The sequence below is a fragment of the Oceaniradius stylonematis genome, from assembly GCF_965223445.1.
GTDB classification, from domain to species: Bacteria; Pseudomonadota; Alphaproteobacteria; order Rhizobiales; family Rhizobiaceae; genus Roseitalea; species Roseitalea stylonematis.
The window spans coordinates 2,353,993-2,378,810 of the sequence record NZ_OZ244994.1 but is presented as its reverse complement, the minus strand read 5'-3'; the positions used below and the strand labels follow the sequence as shown (position 1 = coordinate 2,378,810).

General features: G+C 65.4%; 20 protein-coding genes and 1 tRNA gene. 12 read left to right on the top strand and 9 right to left on the bottom strand.

Annotated features, from left to right (window positions below; genetic code table 11):
• The first annotated feature begins 20 nt into the window (after window positions 1-20).
• Window positions 21-797: a FadR/GntR family transcriptional regulator gene (locus tag ACOQOU_RS11715; protein WP_109767806.1), complete on the top strand. Its 777-nt coding sequence runs from the start codon at window positions 21-23 to the stop codon at window positions 795-797.
• A gap of 43 nt (window positions 798-840) precedes the next feature.
• On the opposite strand, the gene ACOQOU_RS11710 is transcribed toward ACOQOU_RS11715, so the two are convergent.
• The gene (locus ACOQOU_RS11710; RefSeq protein WP_306026117.1) at window positions 841-2,007 is read right to left on the bottom strand and encodes an alpha-hydroxy acid oxidase; all 1,167 of its coding nucleotides are present in this window, start codon (window positions 2,005-2,007) and stop codon (window positions 841-843) included.
• A 97-nt stretch (window positions 2,008-2,104) separates the two neighbouring features.
• On the bottom strand, window positions 2,105-2,251 hold the full coding sequence (locus ACOQOU_RS11705) for a hypothetical protein (protein ID WP_306026116.1): 147 nt from the start codon (window positions 2,249-2,251) through the stop codon (window positions 2,105-2,107).
• 269 nt (window positions 2,252-2,520) lie between these two features.
• Here ACOQOU_RS11705 and ACOQOU_RS11700 point away from each other — a divergent pair, with 269 nt between their 5' ends.
• Together ACOQOU_RS11700 and ACOQOU_RS11695 are read left to right on the top strand one after the other, a co-directional pair.
• Window positions 2,521-3,075, top strand: a complete 555-nt coding sequence (locus tag ACOQOU_RS11700) for a hypothetical protein (protein WP_346433277.1) — start codon at window positions 2,521-2,523, stop codon at window positions 3,073-3,075.
• A gap of 31 nt (window positions 3,076-3,106) precedes the next feature.
• Window positions 3,107-3,841, top strand: a complete 735-nt coding sequence (locus ACOQOU_RS11695) for a 16S rRNA (uracil(1498)-N(3))-methyltransferase (protein WP_306026114.1) — start codon at window positions 3,107-3,109, stop codon at window positions 3,839-3,841.
• Window positions 3,842-3,851: 10 nt separating this feature from the next.
• On the opposite strand, the gene ACOQOU_RS11690 is transcribed toward ACOQOU_RS11695, so the two are convergent.
• Window positions 3,852-4,319, bottom strand: a complete 468-nt coding sequence (locus tag ACOQOU_RS11690; protein WP_306026113.1) for a YbjN domain-containing protein — start codon at window positions 4,317-4,319, stop codon at window positions 3,852-3,854.
• A 153-nt stretch (window positions 4,320-4,472) separates the two neighbouring features.
• On the opposite strand from ACOQOU_RS11690, the gene ACOQOU_RS11685 reads away from it, so the two are divergent.
• Window positions 4,473-5,849 (top strand): glutamate--cysteine ligase, encoded by a 1,377-nt coding sequence (locus ACOQOU_RS11685; RefSeq protein WP_306026165.1) that lies wholly within the window; start codon window positions 4,473-4,475, stop codon window positions 5,847-5,849.
• Window positions 5,850-5,860: 11 nt separating this feature from the next.
• On the opposite strand, the gene ACOQOU_RS11680 is transcribed toward ACOQOU_RS11685, so the two are convergent.
• Complete coding sequence (locus ACOQOU_RS11680; RefSeq protein WP_306026164.1) at window positions 5,861-7,156, bottom strand: NAD(P)/FAD-dependent oxidoreductase; 1,296 nt, start codon at window positions 7,154-7,156, stop codon at window positions 5,861-5,863.
• A 15-nt stretch (window positions 7,157-7,171) separates the two neighbouring features.
• Window positions 7,172-8,617 (bottom strand): glutamine synthetase family protein, encoded by a 1,446-nt coding sequence (locus tag ACOQOU_RS11675; protein WP_109767801.1) that lies wholly within the window; start codon window positions 8,615-8,617, stop codon window positions 7,172-7,174.
• A 133-nt stretch (window positions 8,618-8,750) separates the two neighbouring features.
• On the opposite strand from ACOQOU_RS11675, the gene ACOQOU_RS11670 reads away from it, so the two are divergent.
• The 3 genes from ACOQOU_RS11670 to ACOQOU_RS11660 all read left to right on the top strand — a co-directional run bounded on the left by ACOQOU_RS11670 (window position 8,751) and on the right by ACOQOU_RS11660 (window position 11,847).
• Window positions 8,751-9,953, top strand: coding sequence for a M24 family metallopeptidase (locus ACOQOU_RS11670; protein ID WP_306026112.1), 1,203 nt, complete (start codon window positions 8,751-8,753; stop codon window positions 9,951-9,953).
• Window positions 9,950-10,945, top strand: coding sequence for a N(2)-acetyl-L-2,4-diaminobutanoate deacetylase DoeB (gene doeB / locus ACOQOU_RS11665; RefSeq protein ID WP_306026111.1), 996 nt, complete (start codon window positions 9,950-9,952; stop codon window positions 10,943-10,945). Before ACOQOU_RS11670 ends, doeB begins: the two co-directional genes overlap by 4 nt.
• Before the next feature lie 89 nt (window positions 10,946-11,034).
• A complete protein-coding gene (locus ACOQOU_RS11660; protein ID WP_109767798.1) occupies window positions 11,035-11,847 on the top strand; it encodes a DUF937 domain-containing protein in 813 nt (270 codons plus the stop codon).
• A gap of 4 nt (window positions 11,848-11,851) precedes the next feature.
• Here the strand turns inward: ACOQOU_RS11660 and ACOQOU_RS11655 are convergent, their stop codons facing one another.
• Window positions 11,852-12,790: a DMT family transporter gene (locus ACOQOU_RS11655; protein WP_306026110.1), complete on the bottom strand. Its 939-nt coding sequence runs from the start codon at window positions 12,788-12,790 to the stop codon at window positions 11,852-11,854.
• A gap of 207 nt (window positions 12,791-12,997) precedes the next feature.
• Here ACOQOU_RS11655 and ACOQOU_RS11650 point away from each other — a divergent pair, with 207 nt between their 5' ends.
• From ACOQOU_RS11650 to xseA, 3 genes are read left to right on the top strand one after another with little or no spacing between them, the layout of a single operon-like run.
• Complete coding sequence (locus tag ACOQOU_RS11650) at window positions 12,998-13,333, top strand: hypothetical protein (RefSeq protein ID WP_147393267.1); 336 nt, start codon at window positions 12,998-13,000, stop codon at window positions 13,331-13,333.
• An 8-nt stretch (window positions 13,334-13,341) separates the two neighbouring features.
• Window positions 13,342-14,430 (top strand): nucleoside hydrolase, encoded by a 1,089-nt coding sequence (locus ACOQOU_RS11645; RefSeq protein WP_306026109.1) that lies wholly within the window; start codon window positions 13,342-13,344, stop codon window positions 14,428-14,430.
• Window positions 14,431-14,487: 57 nt separating this feature from the next.
• Window positions 14,488-16,071 carry an exodeoxyribonuclease VII large subunit gene (xseA, locus tag ACOQOU_RS11640; protein WP_306026108.1) on the top strand — a complete coding sequence of 528 codons (1,584 nt, stop codon included), beginning with the start codon at window positions 14,488-14,490 and terminating at the stop codon, window positions 16,069-16,071.
• A gap of 60 nt (window positions 16,072-16,131) precedes the next feature.
• Here xseA and ACOQOU_RS11635 read toward each other — a convergent pair.
• A tRNA-His gene (locus tag ACOQOU_RS11635) sits at window positions 16,132-16,208 on the bottom strand.
• A 194-nt stretch (window positions 16,209-16,402) separates the two neighbouring features.
• Window positions 16,403-16,888 (bottom strand): phasin family protein, encoded by a 486-nt coding sequence (locus tag ACOQOU_RS11630; RefSeq protein WP_158585156.1) that lies wholly within the window; start codon window positions 16,886-16,888, stop codon window positions 16,403-16,405.
• A gap of 213 nt (window positions 16,889-17,101) precedes the next feature.
• Here ACOQOU_RS11630 and ACOQOU_RS11625 point away from each other — a divergent pair, with 213 nt between their 5' ends.
• On the top strand, window positions 17,102-20,587 hold the full coding sequence (locus ACOQOU_RS11625) for an ATP-binding protein (RefSeq protein ID WP_306026107.1): 3,486 nt from the start codon (window positions 17,102-17,104) through the stop codon (window positions 20,585-20,587).
• Window positions 20,588-20,831: 244 nt separating this feature from the next.
• On the opposite strand, the gene ACOQOU_RS11620 is transcribed toward ACOQOU_RS11625, so the two are convergent.
• A complete protein-coding gene (locus ACOQOU_RS11620; RefSeq protein ID WP_306026106.1) occupies window positions 20,832-22,784 on the bottom strand; it encodes an acetoacetate--CoA ligase in 1,953 nt (650 codons plus the stop codon).
• A gap of 162 nt (window positions 22,785-22,946) precedes the next feature.
• Here ACOQOU_RS11620 and ACOQOU_RS11615 point away from each other — a divergent pair, with 162 nt between their 5' ends.
• Window positions 22,947-24,788 (top strand): AsmA family protein, encoded by a 1,842-nt coding sequence (locus tag ACOQOU_RS11615; RefSeq protein WP_306026105.1) that lies wholly within the window; start codon window positions 22,947-22,949, stop codon window positions 24,786-24,788.
• The last annotated feature ends 30 nt before the right edge of the window (window positions 24,789-24,818 follow it).

The window sequence follows — 24,818 nt, the reverse complement described above, 5'->3', positions numbered from 1 at the left end:
TCGGAGGAGCATCGGCGATCATGAGTGCAGCGCTTTTTTCGCGGGTCAATCATGCGCGAACCGCCGACGAGGTGGGTGCGCAGATCGAGGCGCTCGTCCTGGAAGGGGTGCTGCGGGTCGGCGACAAGCTGCCGGGCGAACGCGATCTGGCCCAGCAGTTCAACATTTCGCGCCCGATCGTGCGCGAGGCGCTCAAGCAGCTCGAGGAGCGCGGCCTTTTGTGCACGCGGCACGGCGGCGGCACCTTCATCGCCGACGTGATCGGCGATGTCTTTTCCAAGACCATGCTGGAACTGATCGCCGACCATCCCAAGGCGACCGACGACTATCTGGAATATCGCCGCGAGGTGGAGGGTATCGCCGCCGATTTCGCCGCGCGCCGCGCCACGGACGACGACAAGGCGCTCCTGACATCGATCATCGAGCGCATGAAGGCTGCCCACCAGAAAGAGGATGTGGCCGAGGAAGCCGCGCTCGACGTCGAGTTCCATCAGGCGGTCAGCGAAGCGGCGCACAATGTCATTTTGATGCACACGCTGCGCTCGTGCTACCGGCTCCTGTCTAACGGTTCGTTCTTCTCGCGCAGCCTCGTCTACGGCTATCCGGGCGCGCGGGACCGGCTTCTGGATCAGCATCTGGCGGTCTACAAGGCGATCATGGACGACGATCCCGCCGGCGCACGGGCGGCCGCCGAAGCGCATATGGACTTCGTGCAGCAGTGCAAGAAGGACGCCGAAAAGGCCAAGGCCTGGCAGACCGTTTCACGGCTGAGGCGCCAACAGCGCAAGGCTGGCTGAACGCGCCGTCGGTCCGGAGCCGGTTTCCGGCCTTCATTCCGGCCTACATGTTGTGCGGCCAGGGACGGGACGGCTGCAGCAGATTGTGCCGGCCGACGCGGTTGATGTCCGTCTCGCCTGCCAGCCCCATCGTCACATCCAGCTCCTTGTGGATGATCTCCAGCGCCTTGGTGACACCCGCCTCGCCGAGCGCGCCGAGCCCGTAAATGTAGGCGCGGCCGATGTAGGTCGATTTGGCACCCAGCGCGATCGCCTTGAAGACGTCCTGTCCCGAGCGGATGCCGCTGTCCATGTGGATCTCGATCCGGTCGCCCACCGCATCGACGATCGGCGCGAGCACGTCGATCGAGGCCGCGGCGCCATCAAGCTGCCGGCCGCCATGGTTGGAGACGATCAGCGCGTCGGCACCGACCTTGGCGGCGATCTCCGCGTCTTCGACATCGTTGATGCCCTTGAGGATGAGCTTGCCGTCCCATTTCGACTTGATCCACTCGATGGCGTCCCAGTCGAGCGTCGGGTCGAACTGGGCATGGGTCCATTCGGACAGCGAGTTCATGTTGGTCACGCCGGGGGCATGGCCGACAATGTTGCCGAAGGTGCGGTTCTTGGTGCCCAGCATGCCCAGGCACCATTGCGGGCGCAGCGCCAGGTCGGCGATCGATTTCAGCGTCGGCTTGGGCGGCGCCGACAGGCCGTTCTTGATGTCCTTGTGGCGCTGGCCGAGCACCTGCAGGTCGAGTGTCAGCACAAGCGCCTCGCAACCGGCCGCCTTGGCGCGGGCGATCAGGTCTTCGATGAAGCCGCGGTCGCGCATCACATAGAGCTGGAACCAGAAGGGCGCGGTTGTCGCCTCGGCCACGGCTTCGATGGAACAGATGCTCATCGTCGACAGGGTGAACGGAATGCCGAACTTTTCGGCAGCGCGGGCCGCGGCGATCTCGCCGTCGGGGTGCTGCATGCCGGTCAGGCCGACGGGCGCCAGCGCCACCGGCATCGCCACGTCGCGTCCGATCATCTGCGTCTTCACGGAGCGCTCGTCTATATTGCGGGCGACGCGCTGGCGGATCTTGATGCGGCCGAACGCGTCCTCATTGTCGCGATATGTGGATTCGGTCCAGGCGCCGGAATCGGCATAATCATAGAACATCTTCGGCACGCGGAACCTGGCGCGCCGTTGCAGGTCCTTGATTTCGGTGACAGGTCCGAACATGCATTCACTCCGCTTGAGGTCGCAGAGTGTTAGCCTGTCGGCGGCACGGTGAAAAGATGGCGGAAAGTCTCGGCAGCGGCCATGCCCAGCCGGGGCGTTAGCGGGTCTGGCCGGCGATGGCCGAAACGCCGTAACCGTCGGCGGCGGCGCCTCCTGCCAGCGAGGTTTCGGAGTAGACGGCCATGCCCCACAGCGTAATGCCGAACAATGTGGCAAGCGACAAAAACGTAGCGCGCACGGTCATGATCTCCCCATCATCGGTGCAGCCGGTATTGCCTGAACGCTTATCGTTGTCAGGGGTTCCGAGCCGCCATTGTCCGCGCGACCACAATGGACCAGAATTGCCTTCGGCAGAGTGACGATCGTCACATTCGCCGGGCCGCGCGGATGCGGGCTAGCCTGCCCGGCCGCCAAGTGCCAGCCCAAATGTTAGGCAGTGCAGCAATTGTGACACTTCAAAACCGTGTGACGCCGTTCGGTGTCATAATTGCAACAAAGGCGCGCGGAGCCTTCATGGGAAATCGCGGCATTATCCACAATGCCGACACCAAAACGCTGCATCCGGTGCGCCGCTGGACGCTCAAGGCCTGGCTGATATGCCTTTGCGATTTCAAAGGGCGGCGGCGGCCGGTGATGGGCAAGGGCAGCTACACCGAATTGTTCTTTCTCGACGAGGCGACGGCGCTGGCAGCCGGGCACCGGCCCTGCTTCGAATGCCGGCGCGCCGATGCCGAGGCGTTCCGCGCGGCTTTCGCGCACGGCGCCGGCATGAGAGCTCCGAAAGCTGTGGAGATGGACCGCATCCTGCATGCCGAGCGGCTTGACGGGGGCGCCAAGCGGCTTCATCCGATGCCGGCCGCTGCCGACCGGCTGCCTGACGGCGCGATGCTGGCGAGCGGCACCGATGCGCTGCTGGTAGCGGCCAGGCGCCCATGGCGCTGGTCTCCGGAGGGGTACCGTCGGATGGATCAATGGCCCGAAAACCTGACCATGCTGACACCGCCGTCCACAATGGCCGCGCTCGCCGCAGGATACCGCCCGCAGATCGATGCGAGCGCGGGCGCTTGACGCGTGGCCCGGCACGGTGCAACGCAGCGCCATGCGTGCCAACTACAAATTGCAGCGGCTTTTCATCGATGCCCCGCTTTCCGCCGGCGCGACCATCGAGACAGACCGGGGGCAGGCCAACTATCTTCTGAACGTGCTGCGGATGAAGGACGGCGCGGAACTGCTCGTCTTCAACGGACGCGACGGCGAATGGCGGGCGGCGCTCGAACCGAAAGGCAAGCGCGCCGCAACGCTCCGGGCAACGGCATTGGAGCGGCCGCAGCCGGCCACGCCCGATCTCGTCTACGCGTTCGCGCCGCTGAAGACCGGCCGGCTCGACTATATGGTCCAGAAGGCGGTGGAGATGGGGGCGGGCGTGTTGCAGCCGGTGATCACCCAGCACACGCAGCAGCCGCGCCTGAACATGGCCAAGGTGCGGTCCAATGCGCTGGAAGCGGCGGAGCAGTGCGGCGTTCTGGCGCTGCCGGACTGCCGCGAGCCGATCCGGTTCGACGCGTTCGTCGACGGCTGGGACCAGGCCCGGTCGCTGGTCTTCTGCGACGAGGATCACGAGACCGACAATCCGCTCGAAAGGCTTGCGCCGCTGCGCGGGCGGCCGCTCGGCCTTCTGATCGGGCCGGAAGGCGGGTTTTCGGATGCCGAGCGGGCGCGGTTGCGGGCGCTGGCCTTCGTGGCGGCCATACCGCTCGGGCCGCGCATATTGCGCGCCGACACGGCGGCGGTTGCGGCGCTTGCCGTGCTTCAGGCCGCCGCCGGCGACTGGTGACAGTGACGGCCTACTCTTCGAGCACGTTGAGCTTGAAGTCGGCCAGAACGAGTTGCCACCAGTCGATCGTATCTTCGAGATTGCGCGTGGAAACGCCGCCGAACAGGTTCACATCCATCTCGACGACCGGATCCTTGACGTCGTCCAGATAGGCCTTGCCGAACCGCTTGTCGGCGTTCCAGCTGCCGATCTTGCCCAGCGAGACATTGCCCGACGTTTCCCATGCGGCGCGGAACTGGATCGACTTGCAGTCGGCCCCGTCCTGGCAGCCATAGAACAGGACCAGAAAGCGGGTTCCGTCGATCCGCGCGACGATCATCGGATCGCCGGCATCGTCCTCTTCCAGCACAGCGCTGCCGAAGCCCCGCATGAGATTGATGATCGCTTCGGGATCGGTGGCATCGACCAGTTTCTGGGCCGACGCGGCGGTAACCGGCAGCAACAGGCCGGCGAGCACGCAAAGAGCAAATCTTTTCATGTCATCCTCAATCTTGAAAATACAAAAACAGGGCGCAAAACGGGATGCAGCCATCGCGGCCTTTCCCCCAAGGCAACAATGGCAAGACAAGGGCCTTGCCGCAACCGCCGGCATGCGTCATTCAGGCAAGCCAACGTGATCGGAACGGAAGACATGGCGCGCGACACGACCGACGAAAGACCGATCGAGACCGTCGAGGAGCTGGCGGCCGATCTGGAGGCGGGATGCAAGCCGGCCGAAGACTGGCGGATCGGAACCGAGCACGAAAAGTTCCCTTTCTATGCGGCCAACAATGCGCCGGTGCCCTATGGCGGCGAGCGTGGCATCGCCAAACTGCTCGAAGGCATGCAGGACAAGCTCGGCTGGCAGCCGATCATCGATGACGGCAACATTATCGGCCTTTACGAGCCGACCGGCACGGGCGGCGCGATCTCGCTGGAGCCCGGCGGCCAGTTCGAACTGTCGGGCGCGCCGCTGGAAACGATCCACCAGACGTGCCGCGAATCGAACGCCCATCTCGCCCAGTTGCGGCTGATCGCCGATCCGCTCGGCATCAAGTTCCTCGGCCTTGGCGCGAGCCCGAAATGGTCGCTGGACGACACGCCGAAAATGCCAAAGTCGCGCTACGACATCATGCGGGCCTACATGCCGAAGAAGGGCGATCAAGGCCTCGACATGATGCACCGGACATCGACCATCCAGGTCAATCTGGACTTCTGCTGCGAAGCCGACATGCGCAAGAAGATGCAGGTCGCCTACCGGCTGCAGCCGATCGCCACGGCGCTGTTCGCCAATTCGCCCTTTACCGAGGGCCGGCCGAACGGCATGGTCTCCTGGCGCGCCGACATCTGGCGCGACGTCGATCCGGACCGCAGCGGCGTTCTGCCCTTCGTCTTCGCCGACGATTTCGGCTTCATGGATTATGTGCAGTGGGCGCTCGACGTGCCGATGTATTTCGTGCTGCGCGAGGGCCGCTACATCGACTGCACCCACGTCACCTTCCGGCAGTTCATGGATGGCGCGCTTGAAGGCGAGATTCCCGATCCGCGTCCCAACAAGGGCGACTGGACCAACCATCTGTCGACGGTCTTTCCCGAGGTGCGCCTGAAGCGTTTCATCGAGATGCGCGGCGCCGATGGCGGGCCGTGGCGGCGCATCTGCGCCCTGCCGGCTTTGTGGGTCGGTCTTCTTTATGACGAGACGGCGCTGGACGCCGCCGACACGCTTACGCAGTCATGGAGCCACGACGATGTGGTGGCGCTGCGCGATGCGGTCCCGGTGGAAGGCCTGCACGCCCGCATCCACAACCAGTCGGTCCGCGAGATCGCCTATGAGGTGCTTGAGATCGCCCGGGCCGGGCTGAAATCGCGCGCCAAGTTCAATCAGGACGGGTTCGACGAAGCGCATTTTCTGGCGCCGCTCGAAGAAATCGCCGCGCGCGGCACGACCGCGGCGGAGCAGATGGTGACCAAATATCACTCGGTCTGGGGCGGATCGGTGGAGCCGGCTTTTCTGGAGTATGCCTACTGAACCGATGAGCCCTAAAGCCGGTCCAGCATCGCGTACCAGGTCAGGGCCAGAGTCAGCAGCGGCTTGCGGAAACGCCGACCGCCCGGAAAAGGCGGCACATTCAGCTCCCTGAACAGGCTCAACCGGTCGCGGTTGCCGGCAACGGCCTCGGCCCACATCTTGCCGGTGAAATTGGACAGCATGACGCCGTGGCCGGAATAGCCGCCCATGGCGGTGACGCCGGGCATGACCTCGCGCACGAACGGCTGACGCGGCAGGGTGATGCCGACCGAACCGCCCCAGGCGTGGGTGATCTCGATGTCTTTGAGAGCCGGATAGACCTCGACCATCTGCCGACGCACGCCCGCTTCGATATCGGCCGGCGTCTCGCCGCCATAGGCTTCGCGCCCGCCGAACAGAAGCCGGCCATCCCCGAGCCGCCGGAAATAGCGCACGACGAACCGGCTGTCGTCGACGCTCTCGCGACCGGGCAGGATGGTCTCGGCGACCCCGCCTTCGAGCGGCACCGTCGCGCCGATGAAGGAACTGATCGGCATGACATGGCTCGCCATCGTCCGTTCAAGCCTTGAATCGCCATGGGCATTGACCGCGAGCAGCACGCGGTCTGCGGTGACCGTTCCCTCGCCGGTGATCACACGCACCTTGCCCGACGCCGATGCCAGCCCGATGACCTTTGTGTTTTCATGCAGGCGCGCACCGCGCGCGGCGGCCACCCGAGCGGTGCCCACCACCAGCTTGAGCGGATGGATGTGGCCGGTGCCGCCGTCATAGACGCCGCCGAAATAGCGCTCCGATCCGACGATCTCCGCCGTCTCCTCACGGTCGAGGAACCGCAGATGCGGATAGCCGAAACGCTCGGCCATCGTGTCGGCATAGGCGCGATAATCGTCCACATAGCGCGGCTTGTGGGCGACCGAGACATGGCCCTGCGTGTAGTCGATGTCGATGCCGTTTTCTTCGGCGAAAGCGAGCATGTGCCGCTTGGCTTCCTCGGCGATGTCGAAAAGCGCCTTGGCGCGCTCGAAACCGAGTTCTTTCTCCTGCTCGTCCGCCGACGAACGCTGGCCGGTGTTCAACTGCCCGCCATTGCGGCCCGAAGCGCCGTCGCCGCACCGCGCCGCGTCGAGCAGCACCACCGATGCGCCCAGGCGGGCGGCTTCGGCCGCCGCGGACAGGCCGGTGAAGCCGCCGCCGACGATGCAGATGTCCGCCGTAACGTCGCCGTCGAGCGCCGGATAGTCCGGCCGGTCGCCGACCGTGGCCTCGTACCAGGACAGGCCCGGAGAGATCGGGCTGCGATAATCGATTGCGTCAGTCACAGCTTACACATTCAGCAGCAGGTATTCACGCTCCCACGGGCTGATCACCTGCATGAAGGTCTCGAACTCGCCTCGTTTGACGCCGGCATAATTGGCCATGAACTCGCGGCCCAGAACCCCGTCGAAAGCGTGCTCCTCCTCGAACAGCGAGACCGCTTCGAGCAGACCGCGCGGCAGGTCGATCTCGCCCTCATTGGCCGTCTCGGCGGTCGGGTCGGTCGGCACCAGGCCATAGACCATGCCCAGATAGCCGCAGGCCAGCGAGGCGGCGAGCGCCAGATAGGGGTTGGCGTCGGACGAGGGCAGCCGGTTTTCGACGCGACGCGCCTCGGCGTCGGAGGCGGGAATGCGGAACGCCGTCGTCCGGTTGTCATAGCCCCATGCCGTGTTGACCGGAGCGGCGATCGACTGGGTCAGCCGCCGGTAGGAGTTCACGTAGGGCGCGATCATCACCAGCGCCTTGGGCATATAGTGCTGCATGCCGCCGACAAAGGACCGGAACAGGGGCGACTCGCTGCCGTCTTCGGCGGTGAAGATGTTCTTGCCGGTCTTGGCGTCGATCACCGACTGGTGGATGTGCATCGCATTGCCCGGCGCGCCCTGAATCGGCTTGGCCATAAAGGTGGCATACATGTCCGCCTTGAGCGCGGCTTCGCGGATCGTGCGCTTGAACAGGAACACCTGGTCGGCGAGCGCGAGCGGATCGCCATGGCGCAGATTGATCTCGAGCTGGCTCGGGCCTTCCTCGTGGATCAGCGTGTCGATCTCCAGCCCCTGCGCCTCGCAGAAATGATAGATGTCGTCGATCAGTTCGTCGAACTCGTTGATGCCGGCAATCGAATAGCTCTGCCCGCCGGCGATCGGCCGGCCGGAGCGGCCCGTCGGCGGCTGCAGCGGATAGTCCGGGTCGGTGTTCTTGGCGACCAGATAGAATTCGATCTCCGGCGCCACGACCGGCTTCCAGCCCTTTTCGGCATAGGCATCGACGACGCGCTTGAGCACCTGACGCGGTGTGATCCAGGAGGGTTCGCCGGTGCGCTGATCGACCAGATCACAGACCACCTGCGCGGTCGGATCGCTTTCCCAAGGCACGACGGAAAGGGTGGCGAGGTCCGGCATCAGCTTCAGATCGCCGTCACGCGGATCATAGCGGAACTCGCCGGTCTCCTCGGGATATTCGCCCGAGATCGTCTGCCGGAACAGGGCCGAGGGCAGCGCCAGCGCCGTGTTCGAGGTGAATTTGGACGAGGGCATCATCTTGCCGCGCGGCACGCCGGCAAGGTCGGGCGTGATGCACTCGATGTCCTCGATCGAGCGGGCGGCGAGCCAGGGCCCGGCCTCCGACCAGTCCGCAACGCCGCGCAGATTGTCGATGTAGGCCGGCGGGGGCGGCGTGATGGGCTTTTTTCGGTTTCTTGCAGGGCGCTCGGCGCGGGTGTCTTTCGACATCAATCACCTGGGTTGTTGTTTTCCTCCCTATAATCGCCGGAACGGGCCGCGTGAAGCGGTTTGTCGCCGCGCCGACATCGGCTGTCGGGCTGGAGACTTGCCGGACCCGGCTTGTACGGCCGACACTGGCGTCATGACATCGTCCGCTTCCGACGACAGCGCCGGCACCGCCCTGCCCTTCGACCGCGCCGAGTATGGCGCGCGGCTGGCGCGGACCCGCTCGGCGATGGAGGCGGCGGGGCTGGACACGCTTCTGGTCAGCGACCCGTCCAACATGGCGTGGCTGACAGGGTATGATGGCTGGTCCTTCTACACCCATCAGGCCGTGATCGTGCCCGGCGATGGCGATCCCGTCTGGTGGGGCCGGGCGATGGACGCACGCGGCGCGCGCCGGACGGTGTGGATGGATGACGACGCCATTGTCGGATACGAGGATCATTACGTCCAAAACCCGGATCATCATCCGATGGAAGCGCTGTGCGGCCTACTTGCGGAGCGCGGTCTGGCGCGCGGGCGCATCGGCGTCGAAATGGACAATTACTACTATTCCGCCAAGGCCCATCAGACGCTTGCCGGACGGCTCGACGGCTGCGATCTCGTCGATGCCGAAGGGCTGGTCAACTGGCGGCGGGCGGTCAAGAGCCCGGCGGAACTCGCCTTCATGCGCCGTGCCGCGCGCATCGTTCAGACAATGCACGGGATGATCGCCGAGATCGCCGAGCCGGGCCTTGCCAAGCATCTGCTGGTCGCCGAGATCATGAAGGCCGGCACGCTGGGCGCGGACGGGCATTGGGGTGACTATCCGGCGATCATGCCGCTGACGCCGTCGGGCATGGACGCGACCGCGCCGCATCTGACATGGGACGACCGGCCGATGCGTGCCGGGGAAGCCACCTTCTTCGAAATCGCCGGCGTCTATCGGCGCTATCATTGTCCGCAGTCGCGGACGCTGTTTCTGGGCACGCCGCCGCAGCGCTACCGCGACGCGGAGCGGGCGGTGCTTCTGGCGGTCGATGCCGGGATCGCGGCGGCCGAACCCGGCCGGACCTGCGGCGACATGGCGGACGCGTTCTTCGACACGCTGGAGGCGCAGGGCTTTTCCAAGGAGTCGCGTGCCGGCTATTCGATCGGCCTGTCCTACCCGCCCGATTGGGGCGAGCGGACGATGAGCATCAGGCGCGGCGACCCGACCGTTCTGCAACCGGGCATGACGCTGCATTTCATGCCGGCGCTCTGGCTCGACGATGGCGGACTGGAAATCACCGAGCCGATCGTCATCACCGAAACGGGCGCGCAATGCCTGACGCAAACGCCGCGCGGGCTCGTCGTCAAATGAGCGCTGCCAGCCCGATCACGGCATCGATCGTTCTTGACGCGGACGGCATCCGGCACGGCCATCTGCGCCTGCCGCACAGCCATGACGGCAGCGCATGGGGCCATGTGATGATCCCGATCACCGTGGCCCGGAACGGCGACGGCCCGACGGCACTTCTGACCGGCGGCAGCCACGGCGACGAATACGAAGGGCCGCTGGCGCTGATGGATCTGGCGAACACGCTCCGGCCCGAGGCCATGGCGGGCCGCGTGATCATCCTGCCGGCGATGAACCATCCGGCTTTTGCCGCCGCACGGCGCACATCGCCGATCGACGGCGGCAATCTGAACCGCGTCTTCCCCGGCGCGCCCGACGGCACGGTGACCGAGAAGATCGCGCACTATGTGGCAAGCGAAATCCTGCCGCGCGCCGACATCGTCCTCGACATCCATTCGGGCGGCAAGACGCTCGACTTCATTCCGTTCGCAGCGATCCACGAGACCGGCGACCCGTCTCAGACCGAGGCGGCGCGCGCGGCCATGGAGGCGTTCGGCGCGCCCCATGCGATGATCATGCGCGAACTGGACCCGGCCGGCATGTTCGACACGGTGGCCGAGCAGGCCGGCAAAGTGTTCGTGACGACCGAGCTTGGCGGCGGCGGCACGGCAACGGCGGCGAGTGTCGGCATTGCCCGGCGCGGCGTGCGCAACCTTTTGATCCATGCCGGCATCGTCGATGGCTCAATCGAGCCTGCGCCGAGCCGGCTTTTGTCGATGGACCATGAGGGCTGCTTCCACTTGTCGCCGGGCGCGGGCATCCTGGAACCGTGCCGGGATCTGGGCGTCATGGTTCAAGAGGGCGAACTCATCGCCCGCATCTGGCCTGCCGACCGCACCGGCGTCGCACCGGCCGAGATCGCTGCCCTTTCGTCCGGACTGCTGGCCGGCCGGCATTTCCCCGGATTGATCGCGATGGGCGATTGCCTGGCCGTGATCGCCCGGCCCGTCGGCTGAGCGGACGCCGCACACGGCACCATCGTCGTGATGGCGCCCGCCGACGCCTGTGCTAGGTTTGCGCCGATCACGGCGATGGAGGCGCACGCATGATGACCCTTTTCGACACGCTGACGCAGGCCCAGAACGGCGAGGCGATGCGGGCCATGGCAGCCCGGTTCGGACTGAGCGAAGAGCAGACACAGTCAGCCATCGAGGCGCTGATGCCGGCCTTTTCGGCGGGACTGAAGCGCAACGCGGCCGACCCGATGGGCGTGGCGAATTTCATGCAGGCGCTGTCGACAGGCCAGCACGCGCAATATTTCGAGGATATGGGGCGGGCGTTTCAGCCGCAGGGCGTGGCCGAAGGCAACGGCATTCTGGGCCATCTGTTCGGCTCCAAGGAGGTCAGCCGGGCCGTCGCCGCGCAGGCCGAGCAAGCGACCGGCATCGGCCAGGAGATCTTCAAGCAAATGCTGCCGGTGATCGCCTCGACGCTGATGGGCGGAATGTTCAAGCAGTCGACCGGACAGGTCAGCCAGGCGTCGGCGCCCGGCGGCAACTTCATGGCCGAGATGATGGAGCAGTTGATGCAGGCCGGCCGCCAACCGACCCGGCCGGCGCAGAACCCGATGGACAATCCGTTCGGGCAGGCGCTCAACCAGATGTTCGGCGGCGGATCGGACGGCGGCGGAAAGCCGGCCGCCAATCCGATGGCCGACAATCCCTGGGGCAAGCTCTTCACCGAGATGATGGGTGGCGGGCAATCCGAACCGGAGCCGGAGCCGAAACCGCGCGGCAACGCCTATGAGGAATTGTTCGGACAGATGTTCGAGACCGGCCGGCAGACGCAGGATACCTATCAGAAGGGCATCGACGACATTTTCGACCAGTATCTGCGCGGCATGATCAAGCACCGCTGACGCATCAGCGCCCGCGCATCACCAGCACATTGCCGGCGATCACCAGCGCCAGGCCCGCTATGGCGGTCAGCGTCCACTGATAACCTTCGAGCGCGGTGGAAATGAGCAGCGCGAAGATCGGGAAGACGACCGTCGCATAGCCGGCGCGCCCCGAGCCGATGCGGCCGACCAGCGTCAGATAGGCGGCAAAGGCGACGACCGTCGAGACGACGGCCAGGAAGATGAGCGACCACAGATAGTCGAACCGCGGGTCCCAGTTGAACGGCTTGCCCAGAACCAGCGCCAGAAACGCGCACCACAGCGCGCCATAGACCATGCCCCACGCATTGGCCGAAACCATCGGGATTTCGGCGCGGCGCCGGGACAGTTGCGCCGAGATCAGCGATCCGGCGGAAAAGCACAGCGTGCCGGCGATGCAAAGAGCCAATCCGGTTGCGACCTGATCGTCAAAGCCGCCTTCGGTGATCTTTGGCCAGAACATCAGCGCGATGCCGGCAAAGCCGATGGCGCCGGCAAGCACCGTGCGGCGGCTCGGCAGGTCGCGCCAGACGAGCGCCGCGAGGAACACATTGGTCAGCGAGGCGAGCGAAAAGACGACCGACAGGAGCCCGCTGACCAGATAGGCCGAGCCGTAATAGAAGAGCAGGAAGTTGGTCGAGAAGATGCACACCCCCATGGCGGCGAAGCGCGCATGTTCGACCAGCGAAAAACGCATGCGCCGGCCGCTGAGCACGGCCCAGGCGATCATGATCGCGCTGGCGATGACGAACCGGTAGACGAGCGACACTTCATTGGCGACCACGCCCGGCTGCAGCGACAGCGCGTACCAGGAGAACGACCAGGCCATCACCGTGAGCGCATAAAGACCGTAATCGGCCGGCGCGAAGGCGCCTTGCGCGGGCGGAGCGGACGCCCCTTGCGGTGCGGGAGGTTGGACGGACATGACGGTTTCCTCGACCGGCCCCTACGCCGCGCCGGCGCGGTTGGCAAGCCGACACTTGACCGTCCGCCGGGCGGCTGAATTTCTCGACCTACGTTGAAGATCTTTTGTTTTGATTTTCCAGATCAATGAATTGCCGTTCAACATCCACAGATGGTTTACCTTTCCTGGGTATTTAGATAATAATTGCTCCGATCTGGGAGCTGAAAGATGAAGTATGTTCTTCTTGTCGCATTGATTTTGTTGACGGGTTGCACATCGACACCGGAGTCGAACGGGACGCAACTTTCAGCGTCCGAAGTGCAGTCGGTTTTCATCGACCGTCCTTGGCGGAGTCCTTCCGGTCGTTTCCTGTTCAAGTCCGACGGCACTTACACGTTCGTTGGCAATAATGGGCAGGTGAACCCTTCACCGTGGAACTACACGCTTCGTCCGGACGGGGTTATCGAAGGCGCCACGACAAATTATACGTTTTTCCGCAAAGCGGATGGCTCATATGTCTATCATCACAGCCGCTCGAACCGTCGCTATCGCGTTCTGCTTTGAACGTCGGCATGCGTGCGACCGTCAATCATAAATTCATGAATCCGGTCCGCGCGAGCGCTCCGTCGTACGCCGAAAAAATTGTCCGTATCATCGCAGTGGCGATTGTCTTTGTCTCCTTTGCACTTTCGGCAGCGCTTGCAACCGACAGAGCCAGCACAGAGTTGGCGAGGCATTTTTTGTCCGACACACCGGCTTGTGTCCAGCCAGCGCCAAGCCCGGTGCTGCTGGTGGCGGACCTGACGCTCAACGGCGAGATAGACGACAGTGTCTCGTTGCACATCTACTCAATCCTGGAAGAACTCGGGTGCATTGATGTTATTGGAGTGGTTTCGATATTCGGCAACGGCGGGTCAACAACCGCCGAGGTCCACCGAAATCTCGATGTCCGCCTTGCCAAACTCGGTGGAGGAACGTGGCGGCTTCTGCGTGGGCCTGATGAAAGCTATCGCAAGGTACGCAACAAACGAGCCACACGACCTCCGGCAGGGCAAAATGGCACACTGGCGGACCAAGAACGCCTTGTCCGGATCGCAGAAATAGTAAATGGGGCCAACGGGCAAGTCGTTATCGTCGAACTCGGGCCAATGACCGTTTCAGCGAGGCTTTTGTCCAGCGGTCTGATCCAGGAATCGAAGATCAGGAAAATACTGGCGGTCGGGGGCCGCAAAGGCGGCGAGAGGTTTGGTCGGCCGGCCGGCCTTGTCGGGCGGCTTGGATCGTTCACCGACTTCAATGTCCGAAAAGACACGAAAGCCGTGGACTCCTTGATTCGCAATTGGCCGGAAAAAATGTTTCTCGTAACCTACCGATCCGGCGTGGGCCAACGGATGATCACGGCCGATATGATCGCCAACGCGATACCGGCCATCTCGGAACACGCAACCGAGCGGCAACAATGGCTCCGGCGTATGCTTGGCTATGAGGGCATACCCTCCTGGGACACATGGACTGCTGTCTACTTCGTGCGTGACGGAAAAATCCGGCTCGATTGCGGGCTCCAGTATGGCCATGTGCGGATGGAAGACGGCGCCAGATGGCCGCGGCTTCTGATCGGAAACCAGCCGGACGATGGATGGCCGATCGAAATGTGTCGCTGACCTGCGTCTTACAAAGCCGATACTTGACCGTCCGCCGGGCGGCTGAAACAAACCGGCATGGCCAGTGATCAGCCCCTTGCCGATTCCCCCACTTCGAACGTCGCCGAATATTCCGTCGGCGAGATCAGCCAGGCGGTCAAGCGCACCGTCGAGGATGCATTCGGGCGGGTGCGCGTGCGCGGCGAGGTGTCGGGCTATCGCGGGCCGCATTCGTCGGGCCACGCCTACTTTCGCCTGAAGGACGACCGCGCGACGCTGGAAGCGGTGATCTGGCGCGGCACGTTTTCCAAGCTGGCCTTCAAGCCCGAAGAGGGTCTGGAGATCATCGCGACCGGCAAGCTGACCACCTATCCCGGCTCGTCGAAATACCAGATCGTGATCGATGCGATCGAGCCGGCGGGCGCCGGCGCGCTGATGGCGCTTCTGGAAGAACGGCGCAAGACGCTGGCAGCCGAAGGCCTGTTCGATGCCGCGCGCAAGCGCCCGCTACCCTTCATGCCGCGCGTCATCGGCGTCGTCACGTCGCCGACCGGCGCCGTCATTCGCGACATTCTTCACCGCATCGCCGACCGGTTCCCGTGCCATGTGCTGGTCTGGCCGGTGCGGGTTCAGGGCGAAACATCGGCGCGCGAGGTGGCGGCGGCCATTGACGGCTTCAACGCGCTGGCTCCCGGCGGGCCGGTGCCGCGGCCGGATGTTCTGATCGTCGCGCGCGGCGGCGGCAGCCTCGAGGATCTATGGGGCTTCAACGAGGAGAGCGTGGTGCGTGCCGCGGCCGGCTCGGCCATCCCGCTGATTTCGGCGGTCGGCCACGAGACCGATACGACTCTGATCGACCATGCCAGCGACAGGCGCGCACCGACGCCGACGGGCGCCGCCGAGATCGCGGTGCCGGTCCGGGCAGACCTTGAAGCCCATCTGGCGCAACTGGGCGCGCGTCTTGCCGGCACCGTCTCGCGGCTGGCCGACGACCGGCGGTCGCGCGTGCGGGCACTGGCACGCGGTCTGCCGCAGCCCGACCAGATCCTTGCCCTGCCCCGGCAGCGGCTCGACGGGCTCGACGGTCGGCTGCGATCCAGCCTCGATGCGCGGCTTGCCGAACGGCGCGGGCGGCTGGCGGCGCTGGGCGCCATGCTGGCGCCGGCCCGGCTTTCCGAAAAGGTCGCGCGCGACCGGCAGAGCCTTGGCCGCTTGGCACGGGACCTGCCGCTCGGCCTGTCGCGCGGGCTCGATCTGCGCCGGCGTGAGCTGGCGCATCGCGCGGCGCGCCTGACCACGCGCACCAGCCAAAGGCTGCATGGCGACGGCGCACGGCGACTGTCGCAAGCGCTGGCACGGCTCGACCGCGCCGCGCACGACAAGGCCGGCGATGCGACCAGCCGCTTGGCAGAAGCGGCGCGGCTGCTCAAATCGCTGTCCTACCAAAGCGTTCTGGAGCGCGGCTATGCGCTGGTGCGCGATGCGGACGGCACGCCGGTGCGCGGATCGGCCGGCATTGCATCGGGCGACCGGCTGGCCATCCAGTTTGCCGGCGATGACCGGCTCGATGTGGTCGCCGACGGCAAGGCGCCAAAAAATCCCGGACGGCAAAAACCTGCGCGTCCGGCATCAAAAGGCGGCGGCCAGGGCAGCCTGTTCTAGGGTCAAAAAGCCGGAATTCTTCGGAACGTGGCGATGACGATGGGGCCACCCGGCAAGGGGTGGTACGAGCGGGTGGATTTGAACCACCGACCTCTGGAGCCACAATCCAGCGCTCTAACCAACTGAGCTACGCCCGCAAACCGTTGTTCGCGACGCTTCGCATAGTCCGCTGGCGGCGCTTTTGCAAGACTTGCCTTTGCCGTTCACGAGGTCCGCCAGCGCAAAGAAAAAGGCCGGGCGAACCCGGCCTTCGGACCCGTACTCGGTGATCGGGCCCGGGCCGGAGCGCCGCCGGGAGGAGGATGCGGCGATCCGGCAATTGTGAGGACGGTCAGTCCTGCTTGAGCGCGCCCATGGCCTTTTCGGCGACGGCCTTTGCAGGGGCAGTCATGTCCTCGCCGGCCTTCTGGTAAAGGCCCTGCATGGTCTTGGCGGTATCGACGGCCTTTTCGGCCTGTTCGCGCACGAAAGCGGTCTGCAGTTCGATCATCTCGGCGACCGACTTTACGCCGACCATCTTCTCGAGATGGCTGAACGTGCTCTCGGTGTTGGCGCGCATCGTGTCGATGGCGGCAAGCGAGATCTTCGAAGTGTTTTCCTGTGCCGAATGGATGCCGGCCTCGGCTTCCTTCTGCACATCGTCAAAGGCGGCTTTGGCCTTTTCCATGGCAGCTTTCGACTTGGCGAGGTTTTCCTCGGCCAGCGTACGGAACTGTTCCAGCATGTCGGCCGGATCGGGCATCTGGCCCATGGCGAATGCGTCCTGTGCGGCTTTGGCTGTCGGAGCTTCGGTTTTGGGAGCGGCGGCTTTGGCCATGTCATTGTCCTCCAAGGGTTGAATGAGACTGACCGCTATATAGCGTATCGAATTGTGCATTGCAACAATTTTGTGCGACGCACAATCACCGTTAACCAGAGATTCACTCCGTGACCGGGCCGCGCGGTTGAAAACTGGACGGGTGCCGCTCAATAAGACAATTAAGGTTTTGTTAAGAGCACGATGGCCGACGCGGCGAGCATGGCGGACGACATGACCAACTCACGAAACTGGGACGGGACATCCTTCATCGATATCGCGGTGCAGGACGGCGTCCGGGAGGCGATGCTGTCGGGCCAGGCCGCGCTGATCATCGACCGCAAGAGCGGCGCCCTGCGCTGGGCCAACGGCGCGGCGGCCGGGCTGTTCGGGCTGTCGGCGATCGGCAGCCGCGCGGGCGAAACGGCGCTTTCGCCGGCGGCGGAAACCGGCATGCGCCAGGTGCGCGCCGTGCTTGGCGCGCTGAAGGACGAGCCGCGCACGGCGCTGGTCCGCCTCCGCTCGGGCCTGACAAGCCGGCTGGTCAAGGCCCATGTGCGCCGCATCGATCTGTCCGGTGTTCGCGGCAAGCATGCGCTCGTGACGGCGCCGGCGCGCGATACCCAAATGAACGAGGCCGAATGTCTGGCGGTCGCCCTGACCGGCCTCGAGGACGAGGGCGCGGGGGCCGCCATCATCGACGGCGGCGGCCGGGTGCTCAGCGCCGGCTCTTCTTATGAGGCGCTTGGCGTGCCGGCGGACATCGCCCGCGATCTAGCAGCCCGGACACGCGGAGAAGCCGACCGCCTCGTCAAGCAGATCGTCGATCTGCCGGACACCGGATCGGCCGTTGCCGCCGGCGTCGGGCGTTTGGCCGACCTGCCCGAACGCTATCTGATCGTCGCACTGGCGCTTGCAGACCGACCTGCGGAACCGGCCTCGATCGCCGCCGCTGCGGCTGTGGACCTGATGCCCGGCGACTTCGCGACGGCGGCCGAAATGGATGTGGCGCCGGCCGCATCCCGGAACCCGGACGAGGACATATCCCCGGTCGCCACGGAAAGCGACGCGAGCGGTGTCGGCGCCGACGCCAACCGCAACACGCAAACCGCGGAAGAACCCGAAAGGGAGCCGGCGGAGATCGCCACCGTGCCCGCGCCGGCGCCCTTCACCGGACCGGACCTCGGATCGGGGCCGATACGTTTTGTCTGGAAGACCGATCGCGACGGCGTCTTCGTCGACGTGTCGCCCGAATTTTCCCGCGCCGTCGGACCCAATGCCGCAGAGCTTGCGGGACACGGGTTTGCCGATATCGTCGACCGGCTGGCGCTCGATCCGGCGGGCGAGATTGTCGCCGCCCTGTCGCGTCGCGACACCTGGTCGGGCAAGAGCGTGCTCTGGCCGGTCCAGGGCACCGACCAGCAGGTGCCGGTCGATCTGGCGGCCCTGCCCTATTACAGCCGCGAACGGGAATTCGAGGGCTATCGCGGTTTCGGCATTGCCCGCATGGCCGACATCGCCACCGATCCGGACGCGCGGGGACTGGCGCTGACCACTCCGCTCGGCGCTCCGGCCGAGACCGGTGCCGATTCGGCCGACGAGTACGTCGTGGACGATCAGGGTCCGGCCGCCGAAGCCGATGACGGCGCGGCGGAGACCGGCGAGGCTGCCGGCTCGGATGCGCCCGACCTGTCGCACGAACCGCCCGTGCTTGCAGTGGCGCCGGCCCACCCGATGCGCCGCAGGAGCGACACGATCGTGCCGTTCCCGGACGCCGCCGCCGAAGACGATCCCGACCATATCGCGCCCGGACCGCATCTGAGCGATGAGGAAGCCGAAGCCTTCCGCAAGATCGGACAAGCGCTCGGCCGGCGCGACGATGGCGTCGAGACCGGTACGTTCGATGGCCAGTCAAGTCCCGCGTCGGCCGGAGACGATACGACATTGGCGGACGAACCGGGCGAAGAAACCGTTGAGGCCGAACATCACCCGGCTCTCGAGCCGGCCATCGAAAAGGCTGCCGCCGAAGACCGCAAGGCCGAAGGCCATGATGACGAAGACGATCGCCACGACATCCCCGACGATGTCCTGGCGGTGGAAGCCGACGGCTCCACGCTTGAGGACGTGCCGCCTGGCGAGCCCTGGGCCGAAACCCCGGTCGACGGTGAGGCGCCCGTGCCAGCCACGGACGGGCTGGCGCCGGAGACGCTGGACGAATTGCCGTTGCCGCTCCTGATCGTGCGCAACGAGCAGGCGCTCTATACCAATGCCGCGTTCGCCGCCATGGCCGGCGATGCCGACACCGGGGCGTTGAACCAACGCGGCCTCGACATGCTGTTCGGCGGCAGCGCGCCGGACACCGAAGACGATGCCGGCGACCGCGCGATCACGCTGGTCGGCGCCGACGGGCAGCCGATCGCGGCCCGCGCGCATCTGCAGATCGTGCCCTGGATGGGCGCGCGGGCGCTGATGTTCGCGTTCGAACCGCGGCCGCTGGCCGACGACACGACGAGCGCGTCCGCCGCGTTGCCGGGCGAAACCGCAACAGGCGGCGCGCCCGAGCCGTCCGACGTCGCCTCGCGGCCCGACCCCCATGCCGTCAGCGCGGCCGAAGCCGCCGAACTGCGCGCGATCCTCGACACGGCCACCGACGGGGTGATCCTGATCGGCGCCGACAGCACGATCCGCTCGCTGAACGGGTCGGCATCGGCGCTGTTCGGCTATCCGAACGAGGAAATCGAGGGCAAGAGCTTTTCCTTCCTGTTCGCCCATGAAAGCCAGCGCGCGGCCATGGATTATCTGCACGGCCTGTCCAACAACGGCGTGGCAAGCGTTCTCAACGAGGGACGGGAAGTGCTCGGCCGCGAACGCAATGGCGGCTTTCTGCCGCTGTTCATGACGATCGGCCGGATGCCGGCGAGCAACGGCTTCTGCGCCGTGATCCGCGACATCACACCCTGGAAGCAGACCGAGCAGGCGCTTCAGGACGCAAAGCGTCAGGCCGAGCAGGCGTCGAACACCAAGTCCGAGTTTCTGGCCAAGATCAGCCACGAGATCCGCACGCCGCTCAACGCAATCATCGGCTTTTCCGAACTGATGGCCGAGGAGCGGTTCGGGCCAATCGGCAATGAACGCTACCGGGACTATCTGGCCGACATCAACAAGTCCGGCCGGCACGTTCTGGACCTGGTCAACGATCTTCTCGACATCTCCAAGATCGAGGCAGGCAAGCAGGAGCTCGAATTCGAGAGCGTCGCGCTGAACGAGGCGATCGGCGAAGCCATCGCAATGGTTCAGCCGCAGGCCAACCGCAACCAGATCATCGTTCGCTCCAGCCTCGAGAGCACGGTGCCGCCGGTCGTCGCCGACCTGCGCTCGGTCAAGCAGATCGTCCTCAACCTTCTGTCGAACGCAATCCGCTTCACCCATGCGGGCGGACAGGTGATCGTTTCGACGAGCTACACCGGCAATGGCGCGGTGCTGCTGCGCATCCGCGACAGCGGCATCGGCATGTCGGAGAAGGAACTGGAAAGCGCGCTCAAGCCGTTCCAGCAGGTCACCGCGGTCGGCCAGCGGCGCGGCGACGGCACGGGGCTCGGCCTGCCGCTGACCAAGGCGCTGGTCGAGGCCAACCGCGCCGAATTCGGCATCAGTTCAGAACCGGGTCAGGGCACGCGGGTCGATATCATCTTCCCGCCCGCGCGCGTTCTGGCGAGCTGACACGGCGCAAGGTTCGCACACGTCCCCGCCAAAGAAAATGCCGGCCCCCTGCGGGAGCCGGCAGAATAAAGATCGCTGTGAGTGGAGGCGGCGCCAATGAGACCCGGTTTCCGACGGGCCAGTTGAAAGTGTTAACGCCAGCTTAAGCGCGAGGCCTTAACGGTTCCTTGCCGGGCATGGTTAACGAAGCGGCGCGCTGTTCCGTAGCGACACCGTGGTTAACGTGGCGGCACCTGGCACAAGGTCACGGCAGCAATTCGGCCCGGTCGGCGAAATGCGCCAGCGCTTCGGGATTGGCGAGCGCTTCCTGGTTCTTGACCGGCCGGCCATGGACCACCTCGCGCACGGCCAGTTCGACGATCTTGCCCGATTTGGTGCGCGGAATGTCATCGACCGGCAGGACCACAGCCGGAACGTGGCGCGGCGAAGCGCCGGTGCGCACCTTGGCCTTGATCGCCTTGACTAGCTCGTCGGTGAAGGCTGCGCCTTCGGCAAGGCGCACAAACAGCACCACGCGCACATCATTGTCCCACTCCTGGCCGATGCAGATCGCCTCGAGCACTTCGGGCATCTGCTCGACCTGGTTGTAGATTTCGGCCGTACCGATCCGGACGCCGCCGGGATTGAGCGTCGCATCCGACCGGCCATGGATGATCAGGCCGCCATGACCGGTGATCTCGGCGAAATCGCCATGGCACCAGACATTGTCGAAGCGCTCGAAATAGGCGGCACGGTACTTTTCGCCGTCCGGGTCGTTCCAGAAGCCGACCGGCATTGAGGGGAACGGTTTGGTGCAGACCAGTTCGCCCTTTTCGCATTGGACCGGCTTGCCGTCATCGTCCCAGACCTCGACGGCCATGCCGAGCCCCGGCCCCTGGATTTCGCCGACATGAACCGGCTCGCCCGGAACGCCGAGCACGAAGCAGGAGACGATGTCGGTGCCGCCGGAAATCGAGGCGAGATGGACGTCCGACTTGATGCCGTCATAGACGAACTGGAAGCATTCCGGCGACAGCGGCGAGCCGGTGGACGAGATCACCCGCACCGTAGACAGATCGTGCGTGTCGATCGGCCGGAGGCCGGCCTTGCGCACCGCGTCGATATATTTCGCCGACGTTCCGAAGTAGGTCATCTTCTCGCGGTCGGCAAAATCGAACAGCACGTTGCCGTCGGGCGCAAAGGGCGAGCCGTCGAACAGCAGCAGCGTCGCCCGCGAGGCGAGCGCAGTCACCAGCCAATTCCACATCATCCAGCCGCAGGTGGTGAAATAGAAGACGCGGTCGCCGGCCTTGATGCCGGCATGGTAGCGGTGCTCCTTGAGATGCTGCAGCAGCGTGCCGCCGGCGGAATGGACGATGCATTTGGGAATGCCGGTCGTGCCGGACGAATAGAGAATGTAGAGCGGATGGGAAAAGGGAAGCCGCTCGAACGCCAACGGCCGCGCATCGAACGGTGCAATCGCCGCTTCCAGCGAGCAGGCTTTCGGCGTCGCCTGGGCGGTCCGCTCCGCCGCGCCCAGATAATCGACGATGAGCACGTTCCTGACCGAGGGCAGGTGTGGCACGATCTCGGCCAGCTTGCCGCCAATGTCGTTGGGCCTGCCATTGTACCAATAGCCGTCGCAGGCGATGAACATGACCGGCTCGATCTGCGAAAATCGGTCGAGCACGCCCTTGGGCCCGAAATCGGGCGAGCAGGACGACCAGATCGCGCCGATCGAACTGGCCGCCAGCATGCCCGCGACCGCTTCGGGCATGTTCGGGATCATCGCCGCCACCCGGTCACCGGCCTTGACGCCGTTTGCGACCATCGCCTGTTGCAGCCGCGAGACCAGCGCATGCAGATCGTCCCAGCTCAGCCGCCTTGTAACCTTGTCTTCGCCCTGGAAAACGATGGCTTCGCCCGGACCCGTTTGCCGCAGCAGGTTCTCCGCAAAATTCAGCTTCGCATCGGGGAAGAAATCCGCGCCCGGCATGGCGTTGCCGTTTTCCAGCACGCGTTCACCCTTGTCGCCGATAACGCCGGCATCGTCCCAGACCGCCGACCAGAACCCCTCGCGATCCTCGACCGACCAGCGGTGCAACTCGGCATAGCCGCCGAACGAGCGGCCCGCGCGCTGCGACGCAAAATCCATGAACGCCCGCACCGCCGATGTCTCGACGGCTTTCGGCGATGGTGTCCAAAGGGGTGACGTCATGATGGACCAGCCTCCTCATCTGCCCGATGAACGGTCTGGTACGCGCTGATCCGATCCATCGCAAGCCGGGGCGCCGACGGGCGCGACCAAAGGCGTGAGGATATCGGACAAATCGGCCAAAACCGTTTGTCGGGCCAACGGGTTTTTTGGTAGAGCTTGCGCATGGGTAAGTCTGCGTTGCGTGCTGCCGCGATCCTTGCGGTTCTGGTGGTTGCCATGGCCGGCGCCGTCGCGCTGACCCTGCCTTGGCTGGTATCGACCGACATCGTGCGCTCGTCTATCGAGCGGGAACTGGGCAACTTTTTCGGCACCGACGCCGAACTGGGCGGCCAGACCCAGGTGAGGATTTTCCCGCGACCGCGCACCACACTCAGAGACGTGACGATCGCCGGGCCGGGCGGGCGGGCGGCGCCAATCCTGACCATCGAGAGCATGGAAGCCGATATCGGGCTGGTGGGGCTCGTTATGGGCCGTCCTGAATTCTCCAACTTCCGGCTGGTGCGGCCGCATCTGAGACTGCTGGTCGGGCAGGACGGCTCCATCGACTGGGCGGCACAGAGCGGACGTGCCGGCCGGCTGTTCCGCCGGGCTGCCGACGCCGAGGGGGAGATGTCCGGCGACGCACTGGGTTCGGTGGTGACTGCCCAGGGCCGCATCACGTTCGAAAGGGGCGACGGCACGGTGATCGAGGACATCACGGCCGTCGATGGACAGCTGAACTGGCCGCAGCTCGACGCGCCGCTGTCGCTGTCGGCGGAGGCGATCTGGCGCGGCACCGCCGGCAGTCTGGCCTTCAACACACAATCGCCGCGGGCCTTCTTCCTCAACACGCCGTCCGAGACCGGCCTGACCGTCCAATCCGACGCGGTGGCGCTCGATTTCGACGGCATGGCGAACGCCGGCGGCCCGCTTTTCGCCGACGGCGCGATGAGCTTCTCGACCCCTTCCCTGCAGACGCTGATGACGATCCTCGGCACGGATCTGACGCCCGGAAGGGCGCTCGGCGAAGTCGCCCTGTCCGGGCCCGTGCGGCTGGCGCAGCGCCGGATGCGATTCGAGGGGCTGGACATCACGGTGGATGGCAACAGCGGGTCGGGCGTGCTCGAAATCGGCATCAGCGCGCAACGCGCCGAGCCGGCCGTGACCGGCACGCTCGACTTCGCAACGCTCGACATCGCGGCATTCCTGTCGGCGTTCATCGATCTGCCGCAACTGGTTGGCGACGGCCCGCCCTCGATGGCCGATGTGGCGACCCAGATCAGCACCGATCTGCGCGTGTCGGCGGCCGCCGCCACGTTCGGGGACCTGTCGCTCGAAAACCTCGCCGCAACGGCCCAGGTCTCGGACGAGGTCGCGATCTTCGACATCGGCGATGCGCTGGCCTATGGCGGTCATGTGCAGGCACGTCTGGCATTGTCGTTTGCCGAGGGCGGACGGGCCGAGGTGATCCTGTCGGGGCAGGACGTCGATACGGCAGCCATTGGCGAAGCGTTCGCATTGCCCCGCGCGCTGCCGCGCGGGCGCGGCAATTTCTCGGTCACCATGCATGCGCCAACCACAGGTCCCATGCGGTCGGGCCGAACGCTTGACGGCATGGTGTCAGTCGAGGTCCGCAACGGCGTCATGCCCGGCTTCGGGTTCGGCCAGCTTTCCGGGCAGCGCGATATCGTCCGCTATTTTTCGCTCGATATGGAGGCCGGTGGCGAGACCTTTTCAAGTGCCCGGATCTATGGCGACATCGCCGAAGGGCTTTTGACGCTCAAGGACACACGCATCATATATCCCGACGGCGAGGTGCGGCTCGAAGGCATCGTCACGCTGAGCACCGGCAGCCTGGCGCTGACGGCGACCGCCGGGCCGGCAATCGCCGACGCCACAGCGGACAATGCCGGCGGGGAGCCTGCGGCGCCAGCGGAGGACCTTGCCCGCTTCTTCGTCGGCGGTTCGTGGAACCGGCCGTTTGCGGCGCCGGTGCTGCTGCCAATGCCGGGCCGCGATGGTTAGCAACCGGTTAATCCGGCCGGCAAAGTTTTA

Bases quoted from the DNA above. Each gene is read 5' to 3' on its own strand.
- ACOQOU_RS11715 (WP_109767806.1), top strand. From the start codon at position 21: ATGAGTGCAGCGCTTTTTTCGCGGGTCAATCATGCGCGAACCGCCGAC.
- ACOQOU_RS11710 (WP_306026117.1), bottom strand. From the start codon at position 2,007: ATGTTCGGACCTGTCACCGAAATCAAGGACCTGCAACGGCGCGCCAGG.
- ACOQOU_RS11705 (WP_306026116.1), bottom strand. From the start codon at position 2,251: ATGACCGTGCGCGCTACGTTTTTGTCGCTTGCCACATTGTTCGGCATT.
- ACOQOU_RS11700 (WP_346433277.1), top strand. From the start codon at position 2,521: ATGGGAAATCGCGGCATTATCCACAATGCCGACACCAAAACGCTGCAT.
- ACOQOU_RS11695 (WP_306026114.1), top strand. From the start codon at position 3,107: ATGCGTGCCAACTACAAATTGCAGCGGCTTTTCATCGATGCCCCGCTT.
- ACOQOU_RS11690 (WP_306026113.1), bottom strand. From the start codon at position 4,319: ATGAAAAGATTTGCTCTTTGCGTGCTCGCCGGCCTGTTGCTGCCGGTT.
- ACOQOU_RS11685 (WP_306026165.1), top strand. From the start codon at position 4,473: ATGGCGCGCGACACGACCGACGAAAGACCGATCGAGACCGTCGAGGAG.
- ACOQOU_RS11675 (WP_109767801.1), bottom strand. From the start codon at position 8,617: ATGTCGAAAGACACCCGCGCCGAGCGCCCTGCAAGAAACCGAAAAAAG.
- ACOQOU_RS11670 (WP_306026112.1), top strand. From the start codon at position 8,751: ATGACATCGTCCGCTTCCGACGACAGCGCCGGCACCGCCCTGCCCTTC.
- doeB (WP_306026111.1), top strand. From the start codon at position 9,950: ATGAGCGCTGCCAGCCCGATCACGGCATCGATCGTTCTTGACGCGGAC.
- ACOQOU_RS11660 (WP_109767798.1), top strand. From the start codon at position 11,035: ATGATGACCCTTTTCGACACGCTGACGCAGGCCCAGAACGGCGAGGCG.
- ACOQOU_RS11655 (WP_306026110.1), bottom strand. From the start codon at position 12,790: ATGTCCGTCCAACCTCCCGCACCGCAAGGGGCGTCCGCTCCGCCCGCG.
- ACOQOU_RS11650 (WP_147393267.1), top strand. From the start codon at position 12,998: ATGAAGTATGTTCTTCTTGTCGCATTGATTTTGTTGACGGGTTGCACA.
- ACOQOU_RS11645 (WP_306026109.1), top strand. From the start codon at position 13,342: ATGCGTGCGACCGTCAATCATAAATTCATGAATCCGGTCCGCGCGAGC.
- xseA (WP_306026108.1), top strand. From the start codon at position 14,488: ATGGCCAGTGATCAGCCCCTTGCCGATTCCCCCACTTCGAACGTCGCC.
- ACOQOU_RS11630 (WP_158585156.1), bottom strand. From the start codon at position 16,888: ATGGCCAAAGCCGCCGCTCCCAAAACCGAAGCTCCGACAGCCAAAGCC.
- ACOQOU_RS11625 (WP_306026107.1), top strand. From the start codon at position 17,102: ATGACCAACTCACGAAACTGGGACGGGACATCCTTCATCGATATCGCG.
- ACOQOU_RS11620 (WP_306026106.1), bottom strand. From the start codon at position 22,784: ATGACGTCACCCCTTTGGACACCATCGCCGAAAGCCGTCGAGACATCG.
- ACOQOU_RS11615 (WP_306026105.1), top strand. From the start codon at position 22,947: ATGGGTAAGTCTGCGTTGCGTGCTGCCGCGATCCTTGCGGTTCTGGTG.